General features: G+C 48.8%; 19 protein-coding genes. 12 read left to right on the top strand and 7 right to left on the bottom strand.

Annotation, left to right across the window (positions count from 1 at the left end; genetic code table 11):
- Positions 1-277: 277 nt before the first annotated feature.
- The 4 genes from ACSF8X_RS11970 (at position 278) to ACSF8X_RS11955 (ending at position 3600) form a co-directional block, all read left to right on the top strand.
- On the top strand, positions 278-1012 hold the full coding sequence (locus ACSF8X_RS11970) for an IclR family transcriptional regulator (protein WP_047877076.1): 735 nt from the start codon (positions 278-280) through the stop codon (positions 1010-1012).
- Positions 1013-1034: 22 nt separating this feature from the next.
- Positions 1035-2021, top strand: coding sequence for an arginase family protein (locus ACSF8X_RS11965; protein WP_053062353.1), 987 nt, complete (start codon positions 1035-1037; stop codon positions 2019-2021).
- 209 nt (positions 2022-2230) lie between these two features.
- Entirely contained in the window at positions 2231-2782 is a 552-nt protein-coding gene (locus ACSF8X_RS11960) for an MliC family protein (RefSeq protein WP_500850069.1), read from the top strand.
- A gap of 161 nt (positions 2783-2943) precedes the next feature.
- Positions 2944-3600: a DUF3157 family protein gene (locus ACSF8X_RS11955; protein WP_500850068.1), complete on the top strand. Its 657-nt coding sequence runs from the start codon at positions 2944-2946 to the stop codon at positions 3598-3600.
- Positions 3601-3614: 14 nt separating this feature from the next.
- Here the strand turns inward: ACSF8X_RS11955 and ACSF8X_RS11950 are convergent, their stop codons facing one another.
- On the bottom strand, positions 3615-4094 hold the full coding sequence (locus ACSF8X_RS11950) for a MauE/DoxX family redox-associated membrane protein (protein ID WP_500850067.1): 480 nt from the start codon (positions 4092-4094) through the stop codon (positions 3615-3617).
- Between the two features lie 178 nt (positions 4095-4272).
- Positions 4273-4803 (bottom strand): molybdopterin-guanine dinucleotide biosynthesis protein B, encoded by a 531-nt coding sequence (mobB, locus tag ACSF8X_RS11945; RefSeq protein WP_500850066.1) that lies wholly within the window; start codon positions 4801-4803, stop codon positions 4273-4275.
- 298 nt (positions 4804-5101) lie between these two features.
- On the opposite strand from mobB, the gene ACSF8X_RS11940 reads away from it, so the two are divergent.
- The 5 genes from ACSF8X_RS11940 (at position 5102) to ACSF8X_RS11920 (ending at position 9990) form a co-directional block, all read left to right on the top strand.
- Positions 5102-5587 carry a hypothetical protein gene (locus ACSF8X_RS11940; protein ID WP_047877071.1) on the top strand — a complete coding sequence of 162 codons (486 nt, stop codon included), beginning with the start codon at positions 5102-5104 and terminating at the stop codon, positions 5585-5587.
- A 109-nt stretch (positions 5588-5696) separates the two neighbouring features.
- A complete protein-coding gene (locus tag ACSF8X_RS11935; RefSeq protein WP_500850065.1) occupies positions 5697-6830 on the top strand; it encodes an endonuclease/exonuclease/phosphatase family protein in 1134 nt (377 codons plus the stop codon).
- Between the two features lie 76 nt (positions 6831-6906).
- Positions 6907-8079, top strand: coding sequence for a bifunctional 2-methylcitrate synthase/citrate synthase (gene prpC / locus ACSF8X_RS11930; RefSeq protein ID WP_500850064.1), 1173 nt, complete (start codon positions 6907-6909; stop codon positions 8077-8079).
- Positions 8069-8689 (top strand): alpha-ketoglutarate-dependent dioxygenase AlkB family protein, encoded by a 621-nt coding sequence (locus ACSF8X_RS11925; RefSeq protein WP_500851186.1) that lies wholly within the window; start codon positions 8069-8071, stop codon positions 8687-8689. The genes prpC and ACSF8X_RS11925 overlap by 11 nt, the downstream gene beginning before the upstream one ends.
- A gap of 155 nt (positions 8690-8844) precedes the next feature.
- A complete protein-coding gene (locus ACSF8X_RS11920; RefSeq protein ID WP_500850063.1) occupies positions 8845-9990 on the top strand; it encodes a DUF3541 domain-containing protein in 1146 nt (381 codons plus the stop codon).
- Between the two features lie 69 nt (positions 9991-10059).
- Here ACSF8X_RS11920 and nfsB read toward each other — a convergent pair whose 3' ends face one another.
- Both nfsB and katG read right to left on the bottom strand, forming a co-directional pair.
- Positions 10060-10713 carry an oxygen-insensitive NAD(P)H nitroreductase gene (nfsB, locus tag ACSF8X_RS11915; RefSeq protein WP_500850062.1) on the bottom strand — a complete coding sequence of 218 codons (654 nt, stop codon included), beginning with the start codon at positions 10711-10713 and terminating at the stop codon, positions 10060-10062.
- Between the two features lie 178 nt (positions 10714-10891).
- Positions 10892-13099: a catalase/peroxidase HPI gene (katG, locus tag ACSF8X_RS11910; RefSeq protein WP_500850061.1), complete on the bottom strand. Its 2208-nt coding sequence runs from the start codon at positions 13097-13099 to the stop codon at positions 10892-10894.
- A 361-nt stretch (positions 13100-13460) separates the two neighbouring features.
- Between katG and ACSF8X_RS11905 the strand changes: the two genes are divergently transcribed.
- Positions 13461-13751, top strand: a complete 291-nt coding sequence (locus ACSF8X_RS11905) for a putative quinol monooxygenase (protein WP_500850060.1) — start codon at positions 13461-13463, stop codon at positions 13749-13751.
- A 69-nt stretch (positions 13752-13820) separates the two neighbouring features.
- Here ACSF8X_RS11905 and amrA read toward each other — a convergent pair whose 3' ends face one another.
- Positions 13821-14411 carry an AmmeMemoRadiSam system protein A gene (gene amrA / locus ACSF8X_RS11900; RefSeq protein ID WP_047877064.1) on the bottom strand — a complete coding sequence of 197 codons (591 nt, stop codon included), beginning with the start codon at positions 14409-14411 and terminating at the stop codon, positions 13821-13823.
- Positions 14380-15174: an AmmeMemoRadiSam system protein B gene (amrB, locus tag ACSF8X_RS11895; protein ID WP_500850059.1), complete on the bottom strand. Its 795-nt coding sequence runs from the start codon at positions 15172-15174 to the stop codon at positions 14380-14382. Before amrB ends, amrA begins: the two co-directional genes overlap by 32 nt.
- A gap of 90 nt (positions 15175-15264) precedes the next feature.
- Between amrB and amrS the strand changes: the two genes are divergently transcribed.
- Together amrS and ACSF8X_RS11885 are read left to right on the top strand one after the other, a co-directional pair.
- Positions 15265-16353: an AmmeMemoRadiSam system radical SAM enzyme gene (gene amrS, locus ACSF8X_RS11890; RefSeq protein ID WP_500850058.1), complete on the top strand. Its 1089-nt coding sequence runs from the start codon at positions 15265-15267 to the stop codon at positions 16351-16353.
- A 100-nt stretch (positions 16354-16453) separates the two neighbouring features.
- Positions 16454-16762, top strand: a complete 309-nt coding sequence (locus ACSF8X_RS11885; protein WP_500850057.1) for a glutaredoxin domain-containing protein — start codon at positions 16454-16456, stop codon at positions 16760-16762.
- Positions 16763-16879: 117 nt separating this feature from the next.
- Here the strand turns inward: ACSF8X_RS11885 and ACSF8X_RS11880 are convergent, their stop codons facing one another.
- The gene (locus ACSF8X_RS11880) at positions 16880-17491 is read right to left on the bottom strand and encodes a TetR/AcrR family transcriptional regulator (RefSeq protein ID WP_047877060.1); all 612 of its coding nucleotides are present in this window, start codon (positions 17489-17491) and stop codon (positions 16880-16882) included.
- Positions 17492-17682 lie beyond the last annotated feature (191 nt).

Below are 17682 nucleotides of genomic sequence, written 5' to 3'. Positions count from 1 at the left end.
CTGAAAATCAATACAGAATAACTCTCTGATTCAATGGGAATTTATCCTAAAAAGTAGAGGTTTAATGCAGGTGTTGTCTTATTTTGTGTATGTTTAAGTTCGTTATTTTGGTGAAAAATGTTACCGAAAGAAAGTCCTTGATTCTCAGTATTCTCCTTTCGATTCTCGTAATGTGATAATTAATGTGTTTTAATTTGCGGTTGTTATCACATTATGGAAATTGCCCTTGTGTGTATTGACGCTTAGTGGGTAAATAGGGGCAGCAGAGGATGAAAGCATGACAACGAAATTTAAACCCAATGCGAATGAAAAGCTGATTCAGTTATTGATGCACATCGCATCGGCAGACGAGCCACTGACAGCGCATGTGCTCAGCGAGCAAACAGGAATGCCGTCAAGCAGTGTTTATCGTTACTTGGTCATTTTGAAAAACTGGAACTTAATTGAAGAAAGCCCTCGTCAAAGCTGCTATTCCATCGGACCTGCCGCATTGCAGTTGCTTCGTAATTTTCAGCGTTTCTCGCCATTATCAAGTGGTGTCCATCAAGTCTTGCAGCGTTTACAGCAGCAGACGGGAGAAATGGCGGCTTATTTGGTGCCAGTAGGTTTTAGGGCGCTGTGTATGGCTAGGATTGATAGTCCCCATGCCTTGCGTTGTGCCTATGAAGAAGGCCAAAGCCAGCCGTTGGTGCGAGGGGCGTCAGCCAAGGTTATTTTGGCGCATCTGCCCGAGTCTCGGATTCTCGGTACTCTCTATCATTTTGGGATCACCGAGCCCGATGCTGTTGAGCAGTGGTTGAAAGAGCTTGCCCAGATAAAAGAAGAGGGCTATGCCATCAGTACTTCTGAGTATGACCCAGGTGTGTCTGGGGTTGCAGCACCTGTTTTTTCCGGCAATAAAATTGTCGGAGCCGTGAGTATTATGGCGCCGGAAGACCGGGTTCAAAAGCGTAAACACGCCATTATTTTTAGTGTTCTGCAGGCGGCTCGAGGGTTACCACCCGCTGCCTGATTTTGATAGATAAGGAGCAAGCATGCTGGATTTCAAACGTTGGTTTTCATTTACCCGCCTAACCACACAGAATGAAATCAATCCGCTTCCAGCAATGATTGAGCCTTACGCCGAACAGCGTAAATCAGGGGCGGTATTGGTTGGCGTAGCGACAGATTTGAGTCTCAATGCCTATGATGTACAAATTGGCGCGAAGGAAGGGCCAGACAGTATTCGTCGGATGTTAGCCAAGTATCCGTTGACGCTTAATGTACCGCTCTATGATGCTGGTGTTATCGATGAGCAATCGATGGAATGGTCATCGTTTGATGTGTTGCAGTCGATGCAGTACCAGAAAGTACGTGAAATTTTGCAAGCAGGTCATTTCCCCGTGGTATTAGGTGGAGGCCACGAAGTGGCAATTGCGAGTTACCGGGCGTTGTCTGATACGGTAAACCGGGTAAATGATGCCGCTCAGCCTGAAGTGATTGCGCCACTTCCTAACCCTTGCGCGTCACGTGTGGGTATTGTCAATATTGACGCTAATTTCCAGTTACGCCGTTCTCTTGCCGTAAGATCGGGATCGGCATTTCATTCTGTTGCTAGCTTTTGTCAGTCACAGCAGCGTGAATTTCGCTATTTGGGGTTGGGAATTTGTGACCATACTAATTCTCAATCCAGTTTTGCCTATGCCAGCGAATTAGGGGCAAAGTGGTTGCTAGATAGCGAAATGAAGATGAAATATCGGCGGAAAATTCAAGCTACGGTTGATGCCTTTGTTGAGCAGGTTGATCATATTCATTTAAGTTTGGACTTGGCCGTGTTTTCATCAGCGGTAGCCGAAGGGGTCAATATGTCTCGAGTCTATGGTGTTAGCCTGCCGGTGATTGAGATGGTTCTCAAACAGTTAATGGCTAGCGGAAAAGTGAGAATTATGGATGTTGCTGGTCTTTATACCGAATATGATTATCAAGGCCAGACTGCAAGACTCGCCGCGAAGCTGATTCAGCACAGCCTCAAAAATATCTGATCCCCGCGTCTTCCTTATTATCATGTCTATGGCCTCGTTATGAGGCCTTTTTCATTTTTGCCTGCTATTTAGTAAAAACACATCGAAACCAATTACTTGACTATAATTGCGATGTTGCCTCTTACATTTGAAAAAGAAGTAAGGGGTGGGGTGGACTAATGTAAAGGAGACAGGCAATGCCCAATTATACATGGATAGTCGCTATCGGATTGATTGGCTTATCAACGGTTGCCAGTGCTGGAAAACCCGCTTTTGATTGCAAAAAAGCCCAAGGAGAAGTTGAAAAATTAATTTGTAATGATAGTGGTTTGGCGGCACTGGATCATGAGATGCAACGGGTGTTTGAAACAGCCTTGCCAGCGTTGCCATTTGATGATGCTAAGCTACAAAAGGCTATCCAGCGAGGGTGGATAAAGGGGCGAAATGATTGTTGGAAAGCCAATGATGTGAGGAAGTGTACGGAGTTTGCCTATAAAAGCCGGATTGCTGAATTACAGATTATCAGTGGGCAGCTTGAAGTACCACAGCCGGTTTCTCTTGATTGCCAAGACAATAAAGAGCCCGTTACCGCGGTATTTTATAACCAAACAGATCCGGCGAGTATGGTATTGACATGGGGAAACCAACAACAAATTACGTTGGCTAAACCGACGGCAAGTGGCAGTAAATATTTGGGCCAAAATGTCAGGTTTATTGAGCATCAAGGGGAGATCACGATCACATGGCAGGATCGTAAATTACTATGCCGGACGAGGCAATAATATAAGGCCAAGTTTTCATATGCAGGATGCACAGTGACATCAGTATGTTTAGGAGATGGGAATTACCTGATGAAATGATACGTATTTTAAACGTATTTGATATAGAGCTGTGCTGACACAAGCATTTGGGGTGTACTTGGCCATCACGCTAGGGGTTGGTTATGCAAGTAAACAAAGAGACGGTGATCCATGTGATCATTGTGGGGATGGTGTTTGGCTTTATTCAATTTGTTCAGGCCAAACCTGTTGAAGTCATCCTGCCTGATGGGCGCAAAGCCATTTTGAATGATGACATGACTTGGGAGCCAGTCGATGGGCCTGCAGATCTCAAACATCGCCAACCTGTTACTCCTTCTACCCATTCTCAATCTATCCTTCCTGCTGCTCCCTTACCGGCACCTGCTGATGTGTCCTCGAATATTGTTTCAACTCAGCAAGCCAAGCCAACATTGCTTGTACCTGCTAGTGATGTGATTGAAATGGGACAACAGCAAGATGTGGGTATGTATGAATACGGAGGGGTAACGCTAACAGTATTGGCTCCGCAGTTTGTTGCTGGTCAGCTTAGGTTGCCAACCAGAATGAGCAACAATGGCAGTGAAGCGGTTATTTTGGTTTCGTTAAAGCTATCACTCTATGATCATAACGGTCACTTGCTGCTTAATGACAATCAAACGGTATGGACGTCAATTAAGCGTATGCCTGAAACCTATCTGCGTTCAGGTGTAGAGAAAGAAGGTAAAGACATCGCCTTTACGGTTCCACCTAGCGATAAATATTACCTCCAAATGGAAATATCAGAGGTTGAGCACCGTTAAGTTCAAAGAGGTGGTTATTGGGGGTTACGCCGTTTTATGGGGGGAACCGTTGCTGAATTATGATCGCATGTAGTTGCGCGGCTTTTATTATTGATGTGCAGCATGTTGGCAATAATAAACACGGTTAACATGATGAAAAATTGTGGTTCTATGGTGCTGTAGAGGTTGGATGATAGAGAGCCGGGCAAGAGGTTTGCACGGTCGAGGTGCAAGCCTTGGGTGAGTGCGATACCTGGCAGCAGTAGGTGGCAGGCTAGGCTGGCAATCACAGGACGTAAGCTGGTCAATGCCAAGCCGTTGAGTAAAAGAGTTACGCCCAGCATCATTGGTAGTAAAAAGGCCAGAGGTTCAATGATATAGCAAGGCGCGAGGTTGGTATCATTGAGCAAGCGGCTATGCTGTTCAGGGAAAACTAACCCTTTGAACATCAGCGTACCGGAGTAGGCGAATACCAAGTAGGTGCTGAAATGGTGAATAGGGCCTTGGGTCTTCATCCGTTGTATTCCTAGAAAATGCATCCAGTTGCTTGCACCGTCATGCTATGAGACCCAGAGATAATATTCAGTGCGAAATATCACCTTTTTCTAAGCTGATACCACGACTAGCTCGCATTATTTTATCTTGTATCTAAGATATCAATCCTTCAGTAGCTGGCCTTTTTCATTCCTGTGATTATTGGTTATCCATCCAGTTTAAAATGTAACGGGTAATAGCCTCCGGTTGGTTAAGATCCAGCTGCGGGAGTGAATGCTCTTGATTTAGCTCACCGTCAGTGGCAACGGCAATGATATGGGGATCATTGGGGAAAAGCAGTGGTTTGCCATAACTAGGGCGGAAAACTTCAATTTTTGAAAAAGGCTGGTCACGAAACCCTTCTACTAATACAAGATCTAATTCGTTGAGCTTCAGTTGCTCTAGGCACTCATCCAGTGTGGGTTCCTGACGTTCGACGTGATCGTATTCGAAATAAAGCATGTGGCGTTCTTTAGTTGCCAGCAAGGTTTGGGCGCAGCCTGCATGCCTTAAACGATAGCTATCCTTGCCCGGTTTGTCGGGATCGATGGAATGGTGGCTGTGCTTAATGATGCCGAGTCGTAATCCGTGAGCTTTGAGGCGTGGAATAATCTGTTCTAGCAAGGTGGTTTTGCCGGAACCGCTGTAACCTGCAAACCCTAGCATTGCGGGCATATGAAGATGTCTCATTGGAGGCTGATCCTATTGGGGGATTGAGGTGTCGTATTATACCTGCGCTTTGATTGTCAAAGAAATGAGTCCCTAAGGATAGGGGGATCTTGCCGAGGTCTATTTGTATTAAAACTGAGGGGAGAGGATATTTTCCCCACCAAGGTCATGTTTCCGACTACATTTATTGTGTGTACCAACGGTATCTGTTACTACCAGTATGTACATATGAATATATCGCATTCCACTTTCGGTGAAGTTTGACAGGAAGTCGTTGTTCCGAAAGAGGGCACCCTATAACCACAGCAGGGAGAGTACAATGTGGGCAACGTTAGATTTTGAAGCATCAGGTTTATCTGATCAGTCTTATCCTATTGAAGTTGGGTATTCATTACCCGATGGAACCGGAAACAGCCTGTTGATTAATCCTCTAACCGCCAGTGATGTCTGGCAGTATTGGGATGAATTTGCAGAGAATGAAATCCATCAGATCACCCGACAGGAACTGTGTACTCACGGTATCCCAGTCGTTGAGGTCTGCCAGCATCTCAATGCGGTATTGGGTAAATTTGAACGGGTATTTTGCGATAGCCAGTGGGATTTGTTTTGGCTTGGTCGGTTGTACCACGCCGCCCATATGCGGCCATCGTTTATGTTGACCGAGATCGGCTCTTGGCTGGTACAGGAAAACGGAATGGAGCGGGCGCACTTTCACCAGACAATGGACGCACTAGGCCCTGTTAAGCACCGCGCAGAGTCAGATGCCCGTCAAATTCGCAAGGCACTCAATCAGTTGATGGAATAGCCTGCTGTATATATTAAGGCTGCGAGTCCCCGCGATGTGGTATACTTGCAGCCTGTTTTCTCTACCGGTCAAGACCTTGCCTTTTTCTGAATGCCGTCCGGAACCTCATTTGACTTCACCTTCACCTTCATTACCATCTGTTAATACTGCGCGTTTGGCAATGTTCAATATTTCTATGTCTGAGCCTGAGTCTGGCGCTATTTTTCATCAGTTAATGAAAGATGAAAATACCCGTTTTTCTAAGCTGGCAGCCATTATCCAGCAGGCCGCTCCTGATATTTTGATGTTGTGTGAGTTTGACCACCCCGGCGAGGGTGGTGATGATGGTGCTCTTGCCCGTTTTTGTGAATACTATTTAGCTAACTCACAGTATGGTCAGCCGCCGATTGATTATCCATACCGTTATTGTCCGCCATCCAATACCGGTTTGGCGGTAGAGCATGATCTCGATGGTGATGGTGTGGTCAGCCTGCCGGGCGATGCCCAGGGCTTTGGTTCTCATCATGGGCAGTTTGGTTTTGTGTTGCTCTCTCGATATCCGATTGATACGGCTGGTATTCGTTCTTGGCAGCAGTTTTTATGGCAGGACATGCCAGACAATTTGTTGCCCGAAGGGTATTTTTCGCCTCAAGCTCGTCAAGTTCTCAGGTTGTCATCGAAAAATCATGTGCTTGTACCGATCCGGTTGCAAGGAAAAACCTTGCATGTGATTGGTTGTCATCCGACCCCTCCGGTGTTTGATGGTGAAGAAAAACGCAATGCCCGTCGTAACCACGATGAGCTGAGAATGGTGCGCGGCATTATTGATGACGCCGATTGGTTGTATGACGATACGGGATGCCGAGGCGGGCTCAAGTCGGGATCTGATTTTGTGGTGATGGGGGATCTCAATGCTGACCGGGTTGACGGTGACGGCATGAAATCGGCCATTTCCCAGTTATTGCTGGATTCTAGGATCAACCGTGCGGTTGCCAGTGGCCGTAAGACCCCCAAAAGTCTAGGGGGGCGATTTGTACGCCCGTGGCAGACGAGGACAGGCAGAGCATCGGAATGGACTCATATTGCCGGTTTGCGGTTAGATTATGTGTTGCCATCGGCAAGCTTGAATGTCGTGGGAAGCGGTGTATTTTGGCCAGACAGGAAGGATCCACTGCGCATGTTGATTACCGATGAGCGTGGCCGTGAGCGTGCGCAGGCGGGATCGGATCACCGCCTAGTATGGGTTGATATCGCCGTGAATTGAGGTGCTTGGGTATCTGGCCTTTTGTGTCCTACGCTTGTAGAACAGGACGCAATATGGAGAAGGCAAGATGCCTGAGATGAAAATAACAGCCCCAGAACTCAATCCCCCCCAACATGATCATCATTCAAATCCCAAACCACTGGGTGGGGAGGGTCTGCGAGGGCAGTCGGCAGGTACAACGGCGCTGTGTACGGTGGGCAAATCCGGAACGGGGCTGACCTACAGAGGCTACGACATTTCGGATCTTGCCTATCATGCTGAGTTTGAAGAAGTCGCTTACCTGTTGCTCAAGGGCAAGTTGCCGACGCAGGCCGAACTGTTAGCCTACAAAGATAAATTGGTTTCGTTTCGTGGGCTGCCTTTGGCTTTGAAGATGATGCTGGAGCAGATCCCTGCGGATGCTCATCCTATGGATGTGATGCGTACGGCCTGTTCTATGTTGGGCAATTTGGAGCAGGAGCAGGGGTTCTCCGAGGAATATGACAAAGCCGATCGCCTGCTGGCTTTGTTTCCAGCCATTATTTGCTATTGGTACCGATACAGCCATCATGGCGTTCGTATTGAAACTTATTGTGAGGAAGACACAATAGGCGGTTATTTCCTGCATATGCTCACGGGCAGTCCGCCCAGTGAACTTCACAAGCAAGTGATGCACTGCTCCTTGATCCTCTATGCCGAGCATGAGTTCAATGCCTCGACATTCGCCGCTAGAGTTTGTGCCTCTACGCTCTCCGATATCTATTCATGTGTGTGTGCGGCGATCGGTACGCTGCGGGGGCCGCTGCATGGTGGTGCCAATGAGGCGGCAATGGAGATGATTGAACAATGGCAAACCCCCGATGAAGCGGAAGCGGGCATATTGAAGATGCTGGCTGACAAAGAAAAGATCATGGGGTTTGGCCATGCAGTGTACCGAGAGTCGGATCCACGTAATGCGCTCATTAAAAGCTGGTCGGAAAAACTGGCCGAGCAGGCTGATGACCCCATGCTCTACGCGATATCAGAACGGGTTGAGGCGGTGATGAAGCGGGAGAAGAACCTGTTTTGTAATGCTGATTTTTTCCATGCTTCTGCCTATCATTTCATGGGAATTCCGACCAAGTTGTTTACTCCGATCTTTGTGATGAGCCGCCTGACCGGATGGGCGGCCCATGTCTTCGAACAGCGAGAACATAATCGGATTATTCGTCCGAGTGCCGATTATATCGGGCCTGAACACCAGGAGTGGCTGCCTATTGATGAACGTTAATATCGTTCCTGCCATGGAAAGCAATGCTTGGGAGAATATTCCCCAAGGGCAGTTGTGTTGGTTGCCTAATTTTCTGAGTCGCGATGAGGCGGATAGGCTCTACGATCAATTGGAAGCCGAGTTGGAATGGCAGCAAAAGGCTATTTTCATGTATGGTCGCAAGGTGCTGCAACCCCGTCTTCAGGCTTGGTGCGGCGAGGAGGCATACACCTATTCAGGCCTGAGGATGGAGCCTGCGTCTTGGACTCCGGGCCTAAAACAGATAAGGGATAAGTTACATCGATTGTTGGGCTGCCGGTTCAACACGGTATTGGCCAATAAATACCGTGATGGGAGCGACTATATGGGCTGGCACCAAGATAACGAAACGGAGCTTGGTCATCAGCCGATCATCGCTTCGGTTAGCTTGGGGGAAACGCGTCGGTTTGTGCTCAGGCATTTACATTCCAGGCAGAAACGTGAATTTGAGTTGACCCCCGGCTCTTTGTTGGTGATGGCGGGGGATTTGCAGCAATATTGGCAGCACACTATTCCTAAGACCCGGCAAGATAAGCAACCTCGTATCAACCTGACGTATCGTTGGATTGATGGTGGAGGGCAGCAGAGCTAGATAGTCTGGGGCGGTAGGCTTTCTTACTGTAATTTGACTGAGCGTATAGTTGCTTTTGTTAATGTGGTGGCATATTCAGGAGTATGATATACCCCCGCAATCGCTAAATACGCTGACGTATCTAGCATGTGATAGCCAACCACATGGAGTAAGGAATGATAAGGGTTTGGAAAGGCTTTGGTACATCCGCTTTGGTTGCCAGCTTGTTGTTGTCCGCCCCATTACTGGGAGAGCCATTGCCTGATCAGTCGTCATCGCAAGCGGCATCAAAAACAGCACAGCCATCTTTGGCTGTTGCTGTTACGAGTTACCAGCAAGACGCGGCAACTATCCGTCATACATACGAGAGTCGACTTTTTACCCTGCCGGCTTTCAAGATGGGCCATTATGGCCTGCGCATGTATCGTCAAACTCACGATCCTAAATATCATGCAGCGATATGGTCTGATATGGCGCGGGTTGCCAGCCGTCTGAATTATTTCGCAACTGAAGTCTATACACCTGCGCAGATACAAGCATATTCAGCCGACCGCTTGTCTCGCTACGATCACAAAGACGATATTCGTAGTGATTTGCGCTATGAGGCAACCAAGGCTACCCCTGAGTACTTTTACCTTGGGGTGGATTTGCTCGGTTCGATGGCTCGTGCCAACGAGTACGGCCTAAAGCATCGAGAAGATAGTAAATTACGCGATGTGTTACGCCGTTATGACTTTAATGTCTATGCAACCAATCCGGCTATGATTCGCGCCTGGGCCGCGCAGTTGGCAAACCAAGTATATTGGTTGCGTCAATTGGGCGAGCAAGATGTTGTTGATAATTTTATTGAGGCATTTCGTAAAACATATCCCGACAGTAAGGATGGAGAGCTGACGGACCAGCAGTTCATGAATAAGATTTATGGGATGACCCATATTATCTTTGCTGCGGCGGAGTACTACCAGCACCCGGTGAAGGAATCTGATTTTCAGTGGATTTACGATTATTACCGTAAAAATATCAATATGATATTGACCCGAGCGAAAGAGGATGTGGTTGCTGAGGTGGGCATTAACTTTTTATTGGCAGGGCTTGAGCACGATCCTGTTGTGGGCATGGCTCGCAAGGATATTCAGCAAGCAATGGATCGCAAAGCTGGGTTGGTGCCATCAACGACAGGAAGTACAGATCTACTCGATGGTGAGCACCGTAATGTTTTGGCTGTGATGCTGCTTGACTGGCGGGGGGCCAAAGAGGGGCCGACTATTCAGCAAGATCCTGAAATATTCGATAACTTGCCATATGGTTTGGTAAGCCAATAGGCGTACGATACCAATGATAGAACAGGGCTACATCATGTAGCCCTGTTCTGCTTTGTGGTGTAGCTAGGGTTAGAGAATCGTGAAAATCTCTTCTTCACGCAGGCGGGACTTGGGCAGGGAGGCGTTGAAGTCCGTCTCTTTGCGATAGCCCAAGGCCACGAGGGCTACTGCGCTGTAACCTTTTTCAAGTAGACCAAATTCTTGGTTAAGAGCCTTGGTATCAATCCCTTCGATCGGCACGGCATCAATTCCTAACGCTCCGGCTCCGAGCAGTACCGTACCCATATTGAGATAGAGCTGTTTTTCCATCCAATGTTGGGCATCTTTGAGATCAAAGCGGTGCATGTTGACGAACATCGTCCGTCCTTTGTTGACCGTCTCTTTGAATGCCGGATCCGGGAAGCGGCCGTCTTGCTCTTCGGTTTCAAGCAAATGGCGGATGTAGTCTTCGTTGATGTCGGTTTTGGCGCAGAACAGGATCACATGGGAGGCATTGAGTACCTTGGGAGTGTTGAAGATAAAAAGTCCCTGAGTTCCTGTGGCGATTCGTTGTTTGGCTTCGTCGTTATCAGCCAGAATAAAGTGCCAAGGCTGGGAGTTGACACTGGATGGGCTAAAACGCAGTAGGGCTTTTATTTGCTCGAACAACTCGGCAGGAATGGTTTTGGTTGCATCAAACTCTTTGGTGGAATAACGAGTTTGTGCAATATCATTCAGGTTCATTGCAGGCGTCTCCATGGAATGCAAAGGCTGAGGGTATCATAGAACGCTGGTGGAAGATGGCAAGGGGGGATAGCGCGATGGCCTTAGCGATAGATAGCACCCCGAGGGGTGCTATCAGACTGAAGTCTCGAATTCTCTGAATCCTCGATGAGTCGGTGGTAAGTTGATCACCGCAAAATCATGAGAGATCAAAGCGGTCCGCATGCATTACTTTCGACCATGCGGCGACAAAGTCATGGACGAATTTTTCTTTGGCATCATTGCTGCCGTATACCTCGGCGATTGCCCGTAATTGGGAATTGGAGCCGAAGACCAAATCAACCCGGGTTGCGGTCCATTTTACGGCGCCGCTGTTGCGATCACGGCCTTCAAAGGTCTGGGCTTCTGGCGAGGTTGGGGACCATTCTATTCCCATATCGAGCAGGTTGACGAAGAAGTCGTTGCTCAATGTACCGGGTTTGTCTGTAAATACACCATGTTGCGATTGGCCGAAATTGGCGTTGAGTGCCCGCATCCCACCGATAAGCACGGTCATTTCCGGTGCGGTTAGGGTGAGTAGTTGGGCGCGGTCAATGAGCATTTCCTCGGCGGATACGGCATAGGTTTGCTTGCTGTAGTTACGGAAGCCGTCAGCAAGGGGTTCCAGTACCCCGAAAGAGTTGGCATCGGTCTGTTCGTTGGTCGCATCGGTTCGGCCTGGCGAGAATGGCACATCTACCGAGAGGCCAGCATCGTTGGCGGCTTTTTCTATGGCAGCACAGCCGCCGAGGACGATAACATCGGCAAGGGAAACGCGCTTGTTACTCGATTGACCGTTATTGAAGTCATTTTTGATGCCTTCAAGGGTACTCAATACCGCACGTAATTGATCGGGTTGGTTGACCTCCCAGCTGTTTTGCGGCGCAAGCCTTATTCGCGCACCGTTAGCGCCCCCACGGTTATCAGAGCCACGGAAGGTCGCCGCCGAAGACCATGCGGTGTAGACCAGTTCAGAGACGCTGAGATCTGATGCCAAAATGATACGTTTGAGATCATCGGCATCGTTGCTATCGATTAAACCATGATTTACTGGGGGAACGGGATCTTGCCAGATCAGATCTTCGTCGGGTACTTCAGGCCCAAGGTAACGGGATTTTGGCCCCATATCACGGTGGGTCAGTTTGAACCATGCACGGGCAAAGGCATCGGCAAACTCATCGGGATTGGCTCGAAAGTGCTCAGAGATTTTGCGGTATTCGGGATCCTCGCGCATCGACATGTCAGCGGTGGTCATCATAATGCTAACCCGTTTGGCGCTGTCTTCTGGATCCGGGGCATGGTTCTCGCCCGCCAGATTTTTCGGAGCCCACTGGTGGGCGCCAGCCGGACTTTTAGTTAGTTCCCACTCATAGCCCAGTAGCATGTTGAAATAACTGTCATCCCACTGCGTTGGTGTCGGGGTCCATGCGCCTTCCAGTCCACTGGTAATCGCATCTCGCCCTTTACCGCTGCCATAGCTACTTTTCCAACCAAGCCCCATCTGTTCGATCGGAGCCGCTTCGGGCTCGGCCCCTACAAGGGCGGCATCTCCGGCACCGTGGCATTTACCGAAAGTATGTCCCCCCGCGGTTAAAGCAACGGTTTCGTAGTCATTCATTGCCATTCTTGCGAATGTTTCGCGGACGTCGCGGCCAGATGCCAACGGGTCGGGGTTGCCATCTGGGCCTTCGGGATTGACGTATATCAGCCCCATTTGTACTGCAGCTAATGGGTTTTCAAGATCGCGCTCGCCGGAATAACGGTTGTTGCCGAGCCATTCGTCTTCCGCGCCCCAGTAGATATCCTCTTCTGGCTCCCAGATATCCGCACGGCCGCCACCGAATCCGAATGTCTTGAAGCCCATTGATTCAAGAGCCACGTTGCCCGTGAGCATAAAGAGATCGGCCCATGACAGGTTGTCGCCGTATTTTTGTTTCACCGGCCACAACAAGCGACGTGCCTTATCGAGGTTGCCGTTATCGGGCCAACTATTGAGGGGGGCAAAACGTTGGTTGCCTGTGCCTGCACCGCCGCGCCCGTCACCGGTACGGTAGGTGCCGGCAACATGCCAAGCCATCCTGATCATTAACGGTCCGTAATGGCCGTAGTCAGCGGGCCACCAGTCTTGGGAATGGGTTAATACATGTTCGATATCATTCTTGACGGCGGTGAGGTCCAGTTTGTTGAAAGCGTCTTTATAGTTGAAGTCGCTTGCCATTGGATTGGCTTTGGTGTCGTTCTGGTGAAGGATTTTTAGATTGAGTTGGTTTGGCCACCAGTCAACATTCTTGGTCCCGCTGCCACCGAGGTGGGTATGGCTGCCGTGCAGAAACGGACATTTTCCTGCAGAGTTACTGTCATTGCTCATGGATCACTCCTATCAGGTCATGCGTTATCGCAGAAAATGGACACGTTATGAATATAGACGGGCTTGCAGGCTTTCACCGATGGATTTATCAATATCTACAATCGTATTTTTCGGTTGATTGTGTGTTTATTTATCGGTTTTTTGATTTTGTCGGTGTTGTAGGGAAGGGAGTAGTGAGCGCGCATGAGATAAATGCCCCTTGATTGCGACACTGATTATGGACGAATAGCTCCATAATGCATGGAGGCTAGGGGGATGTTTCGGCGAAGGAAGGGGTGTCATGATAATACATATTGAACAGTGAGTTGTGAGCCGCAGGTACCTAACCTGTGTTTGCCGCATATAACGATATGGGTTGGAAATGATCAGTAAAATTGTCAAATTCACAGTGAAGCCAGAGCAGAAAGAAGCGTTTCAAGACGCATTGCAGCGTAATTTTGAGGGAACACAGTCGGAGCCGGGCAGTTGTGGAATGCATCTTTATACAGATGGTGAGCATCCGGATACCTTTATTGCTATTGAGCACTGGCAGGATCAGATAGCATTCGAGGCCCATATGGCACAGCCTTATACCCAAGCCATGTTGGCGATGCTGCCGGATGTGCTGGCTGCGCCTATCGAGATAGTTGATTTGGCGCCATTGAATAGCTGAAATACAGGTATCTATAAAAACGGCAGGCGATGTATCGCTTGCCGTTTTTTTTGAGAACAGTAATGGGATTTAGAAGTAGTACTTGCCCTTGATGCTATTGACCGTGAAGGTTTGCACTTTCATGGTCGGCGACCAGTAAGACGCATTCCAGCCTGCTTTGAGTTTTAATTGGCGAACAAAATGTTCGGCTTTTGGCAGGCTTTGCCACACTTGCGGGAGGAATAGTGCTTGTTGGTGACCATCAGATAAGATCAGGCCCACTTTGTTATTGCCGAGATAATTGATGAGCTCCTGCTCTGAGCTGACCGTTAAGGTTTCTGGTTGGCACAGAACGGAGACCTCGATTTGCAGGTCGTCCAACTGGTCTTCTGTTAATGGCATGAAGCGGCGATCTTGGTATGCACTGGCACGGGCACGGTTGTACACCTCCATCACTAACGGTGAGCGTGCGATGATCGTGCCCAGACAGCCTTGCAGTTGGCCGTTGACGGTAAGGGTAACAAAACAAGCGCCTGGCTGAAGAAGGCGGCGTGTATAAAGATCGAGCTGTGGGGGCTGAGGGCAGCCTGACGAAAAATGGCCATGAATAGCATCACGTGCCACATCCAGTAGTTGGGTTAATTCGCCTTTATTGAGGCTCTGACACGAGGTAACTGACATATCCTACGACTCTCTCCTTATCTCCGGCTTGGGTATCGCCGGAATTTATTAGTGTTTTACGGGTAAGTTGGTATCCCCTCTGTTTGGCTAGCAAAAGTAATGTATTGATACCGGTTGAGCCGCAGGCTTGTTCGGGGGTCAGGACTGGTTCGAAGCTTTCGATAAGCGAACAGGTTGCATTATCGAGGCTGCAGGCTTGGTCATAGTTGTGAAAATGGCTGAGATCACTACTGATGACAAGCAGGCAGTCTTCATCGCGCCACAGCTGGTCGAGCAGCGTGGCGACAGTACCTGAGGATACATTACTGGTTAAGAGCGGTAACAGGGTGAAGTCATGCAGGCATGACTGCAGAAAAGGCAGCTGGACTTCAAGACTGTGTTCCTGAGCATGTACCTGATCTGATACCTCAATATCATTCATTTCCCTGAGTATTTCAATAGATTGTCGGTCAATTTTTATCTTGCCTAGCGGAGTGGCGAAATATTCAGCATCAGGTACGGCGCAGCCTTTGAAATAGTAGCGGTGGCTTGGTCCTATGAGGATCACTTTGCGGATATGTGCAGCCTGCATTTTGATTTCGCGGTAGGCTTGAGCCGCTACCTCGCCGGAAAATATATAGCCGGCATGGGGGACAATAATAGCGCGAATGCTAGATCGGCAAGATGGAACGGGTGTATCCAGCCATTGATCGAGTTGGCCTTGTAGTTGTTCTGGAGAATGGGGGTAGAAGCGCCCGGCAACGGCCGGCGGTCGGATGTTCATAACTATTTCCCTGAGGTCGTGTAATCGGCAAGCCTTGCCGAATACGAGCTTATATACTCATTATAGGAATAAATACTCACTCAGGTGACTATGATGGAAAAGCCCCCTCGGTATTATCCCACTCGCTACTGGCATCAACTCGATGATGGACGGGTGCAGTGTGATGTCTGTCCGCGCCACTGTCAGTTACGGGAAGGGAAATTAGGAGCTTGCTTCATTCGTATGGCGAAAAACGGCGAGATTGTGCTGACCAGTTACGGACGATCGAGCGGATTTTGCATCGATCCTATTGAAAAGAAACCGCTTAATCATTTCTATCCCGGTTCATCGGTGCTTTCATTTGGAACTGCGGGTTGTAATTTGGGGTGTAAGTTTTGCCAGAACTGGGACATTAGCAAATCTCGCGAAATTGATACCTTGGGAGCGGTAGCCATGCCCGAGCAATTGGCAGCAGCGGCCAAGCGTTATGGCTGTGACAGTATTGCCTTCACTTATAATGATCCGGTGATATTCATGGAGTACGCCATTGATGCCGCAATTGCCTGTCGGGCTGAGGGGATAAACAGTGTTGCGGTTAGTGCCGGTTATTTGTGTGATGCGCCCCGGCGCGCGTTTTTCCATCATATGGATGCCGCCAATATTGATCTCAAGGCGTTTACCGAGCGTTTTTATCGCAAGGTTTGCAGTGGTCATTTGGCACCGGTGCTCGATACTTTGCTCTATTTGCGCCATGAGACGACGGTGTGGTTTGAGATTACCACCTTGTTGATCCCTGGGGAGAATGATAGCCATCGCGAGCTGGATGCGATGACACGTTGGATCTATACCCAACTTGGCCCAGATATACCTATTCATTTCAGTGCGTTTCACCCGGATTTCAAAATGTTGGACAAGCCCCGCACGCCGTCGGAGACAGTGATTAAGGCTAGGGAGATTGCCATCGCCAACGGTCTGCACTATGCCTATGTCGGTAATGTATTCGATGAGGCAGGAGACAGCACTTATTGTCCGGGGTGCGGTCACAAGGTGTTGTCTCGGAATTGGTACCAGCTTGGGGAGTGCCATTTAACTGCCAAGGGGGCTTGCCATTATTGCGGCTACCAATTGGCCGGACGCTTTAAGCGTATAGCGCATGCCTTTGGCCGGCGTCGCATTCCCGTGCAAATTACCAGTGCCTAGGATTGGCTGCGGGCGATTATGACAGACAGTCCTTGTCAGGGATAAGGGCGATCCGATATCTTAGCGGCCTGAGTGATTTTGATACCATGAGATAGAAAACATGTCTGATATGACAATGGAACAGTTGGCAAGCTACCAGAACCTTGTAATTACCCAGTCTAATTGCCCATATTGCGTAAAGGCCAAGGCGATCTTGGACGAGCGTGGTACGGAATACACCACTTTGGTGTTGGGTACCGATCTTGCGAAGACAACAATGGTTGATTTCATTGAGCAAGCGACGGGCAACCAAGTACGTACGGTGCCGCAAATTATCCTTGATGGCCAATACATTGGTGGGCATGACGATCTTGTCGCATTTCTCGAGCGTCAGGTCGAGAACGATGCGTTCGGTGACTTCGAGCTATAATGTCTTGTTAATGCATAGAAAAAGCAGCCTGTTGGTTGCTTTTTTTATGCGTGTTTTTTAACTGGCTAGAATGACCCGTTATTCATTATGGGGTATCAGTCTTGAGTCTGCAGGGACTTAGGCTGCCGGTTGGTTTGCTTGTCCGTAGGATGCCAGTAGTACCGAGACGACAGTTTCAATCTTTTCTTCAAGAATCTTTCCATCAAACGTTGGGGCAAGGTGCATGACTTGCGGCCAAAACAATAATCCTTGGAAAAGGCTGACATAGATATTGGTCAGTGTTTTGAGATCGGTGTGTTTGAGTTTTCCTGCCTCCATAGCCGCTTTGAACCATTGGGTAACCGCCTTGGTGCTGTATAGGGTGGTTATTAGGTTCTGTGCCATTTCTGGTTGGCGGAGAAATTCCATGACGATGGTGCGAGATAGGTCGATACCGTAAGTGTTATATAGCACATCGACTTCTTGGTAGGTGATGTCTGTCAGTTGTTCGTGGAGACTGCGTTTTTCGTCAAAGGGATACTGAACGTGGCTGTCGACAGATTGCTGGATGATCGTCAGGACGGATTCGAATAGGCATTCTTTGCTTTCGAAGTGGCGGTAGAGCGTCCGTTTGGAGACTTCGGCGGTAGCACTGACTCTATCCATATTGGCGGCAATAAAGCCGTGCTGAATGAATTCTTCTTTTGCGGCTTCGATGATTGCCAAGCGTTTTCTTTCTGAACGTGTCATCGGTGTTCGTTCTTTTCTATTTGCCTTGTTTGAACTTTATCAAATCTCTGTCAAAAAGTACACGCGCGAGTTTACTTTCGGTTTTGCGCTGCTATAAAATAAACTTGCGAGTTTACTTTATGCATCCCCGCACGTATTAGCAATGAACCGGCACCCATGCCATGTCTGAACAACACGGGTCGCGCCTGACC

The sequence above is a fragment of the Photobacterium panuliri genome (genome assembly GCF_059920555.1).
Note: the sequence above shows the minus strand (reverse complement) of the source record. Positions and strands in the feature narration are given on the sequence as shown.

Coding starts and splice junctions, on each gene's coding strand:
- ACSF8X_RS11925 (WP_500851186.1), top strand. CDS start 8,069: ATGAACGTTAATATCGTTCCTGCCATGGAAAGCAATGCTTGGGAGAAT.
- ACSF8X_RS11970 (WP_047877076.1), top strand. CDS start 278: ATGACAACGAAATTTAAACCCAATGCGAATGAAAAGCTGATTCAGTTA.
- katG (WP_500850061.1), bottom strand. CDS start 13,099: ATGAGCAATGACAGTAACTCTGCAGGAAAATGTCCGTTTCTGCACGGC.
- ACSF8X_RS11920 (WP_500850063.1), top strand. CDS start 8,845: ATGATAAGGGTTTGGAAAGGCTTTGGTACATCCGCTTTGGTTGCCAGC.
- ACSF8X_RS11880 (WP_047877060.1), bottom strand. CDS start 17,491: ATGACACGTTCAGAAAGAAAACGCTTGGCAATCATCGAAGCCGCAAAA.
- ACSF8X_RS11950 (WP_500850067.1), bottom strand. CDS start 4,094: ATGAAGACCCAAGGCCCTATTCACCATTTCAGCACCTACTTGGTATTC.
- prpC (WP_500850064.1), top strand. CDS start 6,907: ATGAAAATAACAGCCCCAGAACTCAATCCCCCCCAACATGATCATCAT.
- amrA (WP_047877064.1), bottom strand. CDS start 14,411: ATGTCAGTTACCTCGTGTCAGAGCCTCAATAAAGGCGAATTAACCCAA.
- ACSF8X_RS11955 (WP_500850068.1), top strand. CDS start 2,944: ATGCAAGTAAACAAAGAGACGGTGATCCATGTGATCATTGTGGGGATG.
- ACSF8X_RS11940 (WP_047877071.1), top strand. CDS start 5,102: ATGTGGGCAACGTTAGATTTTGAAGCATCAGGTTTATCTGATCAGTCT.
- nfsB (WP_500850062.1), bottom strand. CDS start 10,713: ATGAACCTGAATGATATTGCACAAACTCGTTATTCCACCAAAGAGTTT.
- ACSF8X_RS11885 (WP_500850057.1), top strand. CDS start 16,454: ATGTCTGATATGACAATGGAACAGTTGGCAAGCTACCAGAACCTTGTA.
- amrB (WP_500850059.1), bottom strand. CDS start 15,174: ATGAACATCCGACCGCCGGCCGTTGCCGGGCGCTTCTACCCCCATTCT.
- amrS (WP_500850058.1), top strand. CDS start 15,265: ATGATGGAAAAGCCCCCTCGGTATTATCCCACTCGCTACTGGCATCAA.
- mobB (WP_500850066.1), bottom strand. CDS start 4,803: ATGAGACATCTTCATATGCCCGCAATGCTAGGGTTTGCAGGTTACAGC.
- ACSF8X_RS11905 (WP_500850060.1), top strand. CDS start 13,461: ATGATCAGTAAAATTGTCAAATTCACAGTGAAGCCAGAGCAGAAAGAA.
- ACSF8X_RS11965 (WP_053062353.1), top strand. CDS start 1,035: ATGCTGGATTTCAAACGTTGGTTTTCATTTACCCGCCTAACCACACAG.